At 41.5% G+C, this 3,824-nt stretch carries 4 protein-coding genes; all 4 read right to left on the minus strand.

Features of this window, described 5'->3' with window-relative positions; translation table 11 throughout:
• A partial coding sequence (locus tag U9Q77_05340; GenBank protein MEA3286782.1) for a sodium/glucose cotransporter occupies positions 1–561 on the minus strand: 561 nt, incomplete at its 3' end.
• A gap of 21 nt (positions 562–582) precedes the next feature.
• Complete coding sequence (locus U9Q77_05345; GenBank protein ID MEA3286783.1) at positions 583–1,662, minus strand: aldose epimerase family protein; 1,080 nt, start codon at positions 1,660–1,662, stop codon at positions 583–585.
• A 27-nt stretch (positions 1,663–1,689) separates the two neighbouring features.
• Positions 1,690–2,724, minus strand: coding sequence for a LacI family DNA-binding transcriptional regulator (locus tag U9Q77_05350; GenBank protein ID MEA3286784.1), 1,035 nt, complete (start codon positions 2,722–2,724; stop codon positions 1,690–1,692).
• Positions 2,725–2,740: 16 nt separating this feature from the next.
• Positions 2,741–3,824: T9SS type A sorting domain-containing protein (locus U9Q77_05355; protein ID MEA3286785.1), on the minus strand; the 1,084-nt coding region annotated here is incomplete at its 5' end.

Here is a 3,824-nt window from a genome sequence, read left to right on the forward strand (position 1 = left end):
CGTCCATGCAACAGCCGATAAACCACCCCATATTGAATAAGCTGCAGCAAAGAAAGCCAATCCCAGTATTCCATGCATGATGTAATCACCATTTCCCGCACCCAGTATCGTATCGAGAGCCTTGGCACCCAAGAAAAGGACTGACGTGAGATTAACGAAAATGAATAGACCAATCCAGAAAACCGCCAAAATAGTTTTTAGGTTTTTGCTATAGCGGACCTCAACAAAACCGGGAATGGTATAGATGTTTTTTTCAATGAAGATGGGAAGAAAATACTTGCCTACAATAATAAGGGTAATAGCAGCCATCCACTCATAGGAAGCAATAGCCAGACCCAGGGAGAACCCAGATCCTGACATTCCAATAAATTGTTCAGCTGAAATATTGGCTGCGATCAAAGATGCTCCGATAGCCCACCAGGGTAAAGATTTACCTGCTAAAAAGTAATCCTCAGCATTTTTCTCATGCCCTTCTTTACTCCTGGATACCCATAATCCTACAGTAACAATTGTTACTGCATAGATGATGAATGTTAAATAATCAACAGATGAAAACTGCATGTATGAGCCCTTTATTTCAAATTAATTCGCTATATCAAATTTATATCTGATTTGATGATTATATTCCTGCCCTGGTTTTAGAACAGTCGATGGAAACGACTTTTCACTGGGAGAGTTTGGGAAATGCTGTGGCTCTAAGCATACAGCCTGCCATTTATTATACTGGGCACCCCTTTTTCCGGGAACGTTCCCATTCAAATAATTACCAGTATATAGTTGTAAACCTGGTGCATTAGATGACAGAGTAAGTCGTCTTCTACTCACAGGATCCTCGATGATGGCCATTTCTTTCAATTCATTTGAGGAATCCCTAATGACAAAGCAATGATCAAAGCCCTCCGCTAACTTCAGCTGTGGGTTTTGCTTGGAAAGCCGGGACCCCAAGGAAGCGAGAGTTCTAAAGTCAAATGGAGACTGTGAGACAGTTCGTTTTTCACCCTTTGGTATCATAGAATCGTTAATGGGGAGGTATTCATCAGCCTTTATTTCAAGCATGTGAGTTTCGATATTAACACTGCTCAATCCCGTAAGGTTGAAATATGGATGCAAAGATATGTTTACTACCGTCTTCTGGTCGCTATACGCGTTTATCTGGACAGTTAACTCATTTTTCTGATTCAATGTGTAACGAATGCTTATTTCCAGGTTGCCTGGAAAACCTTGATCGCCATCTGGACTTAAATGGTTCAGAACTAAAGCCACATCATCTTCCGAGTAGATTATTTCAGAATCCCATACCACCTGATTGAAACCCTGAGTACCTCCATGATTGCAGCTAGTGCCATCATTGCTTGGAAGTAGGTGCTTTACACCATCAAGAATTATGGAAGAATCTGCTATTCTATTCGCATAGCGTCCTAGAATAGCACCCATATATGAACGATCCTGCAGGTATCCGTCTATATCTTCATATCCCAACAAGATATCTGCAAACTCCCCATTTATATCTGGGACAACAATTGAATGAATGATCCCACCATAGTTTAAAACACTGATTGATATCTTGTTTTTATTTTCTAGCCGGTATTCAGTAATCTGTGTACCATCGCTCAACTGGCCAAAAGGAAATTCAGAAATGCTGGTTTTGTTATGCTTACTCATATTCTCAATCAATGAGAGCTTCCTTCATCAGGGTCTCGTATTTTCTCGCAAGGAAGATTCCCTAACAATTAATTCTGTCTCAATGACTCTTGTAATAGATTTCCGGTCTTCAATTGGAGTTTTCAATTCATCCATCAGTATTTGGATTGCCTCCTGACCCATTTTGTATCCATGTTGATCAATTGTGGTTAGGGGTGGATCAATGATCTCAGTAATGGGATTGTTGCTAAATCCAGTAATTCCAATATCCTGGGGAATATTAAGCCCCATTGATATTATCTCCTTGTGAGCGCCAACTGCCACGGGATCATTAATTGCGAATATAGCGTCAGGCGGATTTGATACCTCAAAGAGTGTCCGAATGCCAATGGCTCCAGATCTCTCCTGCAGGGTACCGTGGATGACAATATCCTCATCATAGACCACTCCATGATCCTCAAGTGCTTTTTGATATCCCTTTAGACGTTCTTGAGCGATACCGAGATAGCTTGGTCCTGCAAGGTGAGCAATTCTCGTGTAGCCCATTTCAATGAGATGTTCCACAGCTTTCCGAGCACCTTTATAATCATCAACTATTACCTTCGAAACATTAAGTTGATCGAGAATGCGGTCAAAAAGAACTACTGGAATACCTCTTTGAAGGAAGCGTTTGAAGTGATCACCATTCTGGGTCGTTTGTGAGACTGAGGCAACGATACCCGCGACTCTATTTGAAAGCATATTATGAGTGTTTAGCACTTCCCGATTGTAGTCTTCATTTGATTTTGAAACAATGATAGTGAAACCATGCTTGTATGCAAGGTCTTCCATCCCATCAATGGCAGAAGAGAAAAAGTCATGTTTGATCTCTGGAACAATTACACCAATTGTCCTTGATGCGCTTGTCTTAAGATTCTTAGCTATGCTGTCTGGAAAGTAATCAAATCGTTCAGCTACCTTTTTAACCTTGAGGATGGTTTCTTCTGCGATGCCTGGATGGTTTTGTAAGGCACGCGAAACAGTCGAAATAGATAAACCTAGTTCGTTAGCGATATCTTTTAATGTTGGCACTTTTCGATTCATATCTCAGCTTCGTTTCCTACTTCATCAGAGTCATTTTTGATATATATCTCTCGTGACCTAGTAAAAGGCTACAAATATAGATTCCTGATGCATGCTCTGAAGCATTAAAATGTGCAGCATGCGTTCCAGCTGGAAGGGAACCTTCTCTCAGCACAGATAATCGCTGACCACGAATATTGAATACCTCCAGCAAAACATCTGCTCGAGCGTCCAGGTCATACAGAATGGTGGCATTTGCATTAAATGGATTTGGATAACTGAATACTCGATAATTTACGGGTATTTCAGGATCATCTGAAGCTGCATCTCTTATGGATATCTCATCCAGGCGCCAGTAATAGTGCGGCTGATTGGAATTGAATGCCAGATAAACATCCCGATCCTTGATGGTCTCCAAATCTATACTTTCTACCCTCTTCCACACACCAAGTTCAGATTCGTCTGTCACTATGGTGGATAGTGTGTACCATGGACCAGCTAAATCATCTGCGTACTGCAATTGGACATCATGTTTATGAGTTCCGCCTGAACGAGTGTGGTCCCAGCCTCTTTGTTCCATAAAACTCAGTTCTGGCCTCCTGAATCCATCTAAGCTGATAGGTGGTGAAACCAACCTGAGAGACCCTACCCAATGTGGTTCCAGCGATAAGGCTCTGTCACCTTGCTGTGCAACCGATGACCATTGATCATTCATTTTATCGTATACATCCATAACATTAAGCGAGGTTGCTTCCTCGATAGAACCTGAAGTGTGAATCATCCATCTCGAATTGCTTTCACCAAGACGATCATACTCAAAATCTTCCAGATATACATATCCCACAGGGAGACCAGTTAGGAATGACTTTTCATAGTGTCTGGTTACTTCTCCATCGTCCATCTGAATGATGATATCCATGGAGTGCCCCTGTGGAAAATCATGAGAAACATCCAAGGGAATCCTGATCTCCCTGGAGCCATGAGCAGCAAAATGTGGAATAGTAATTGTTGAATTCAGATTGTCTACATAAGCCTGTGAGAGGGAATCAAGGGTCACACTTAACTCAATATTTTCACCCGCTAAGTCACCTGAGTTGTCTAAATTCAATACGAGAGCAACT

It is taken from the genome of Candidatus Neomarinimicrobiota bacterium (genome assembly GCA_034716895.1).
Lineage (GTDB): Bacteria > Fidelibacterota > UBA8477 > UBA8477 > JABMPR01 > JABMPR01.

Excerpts from the sequence above, each read along its gene's own strand:
- U9Q77_05345 (MEA3286783.1), bottom strand. The coding sequence starts at position 1,662 with ATGAGTAAGCATAACAAAACCAGCATTTCTGAATTTCCTTTTGGCCAG.
- U9Q77_05350 (MEA3286784.1), bottom strand. The coding sequence starts at position 2,724 with ATGAATCGAAAAGTGCCAACATTAAAAGATATCGCTAACGAACTAGGT.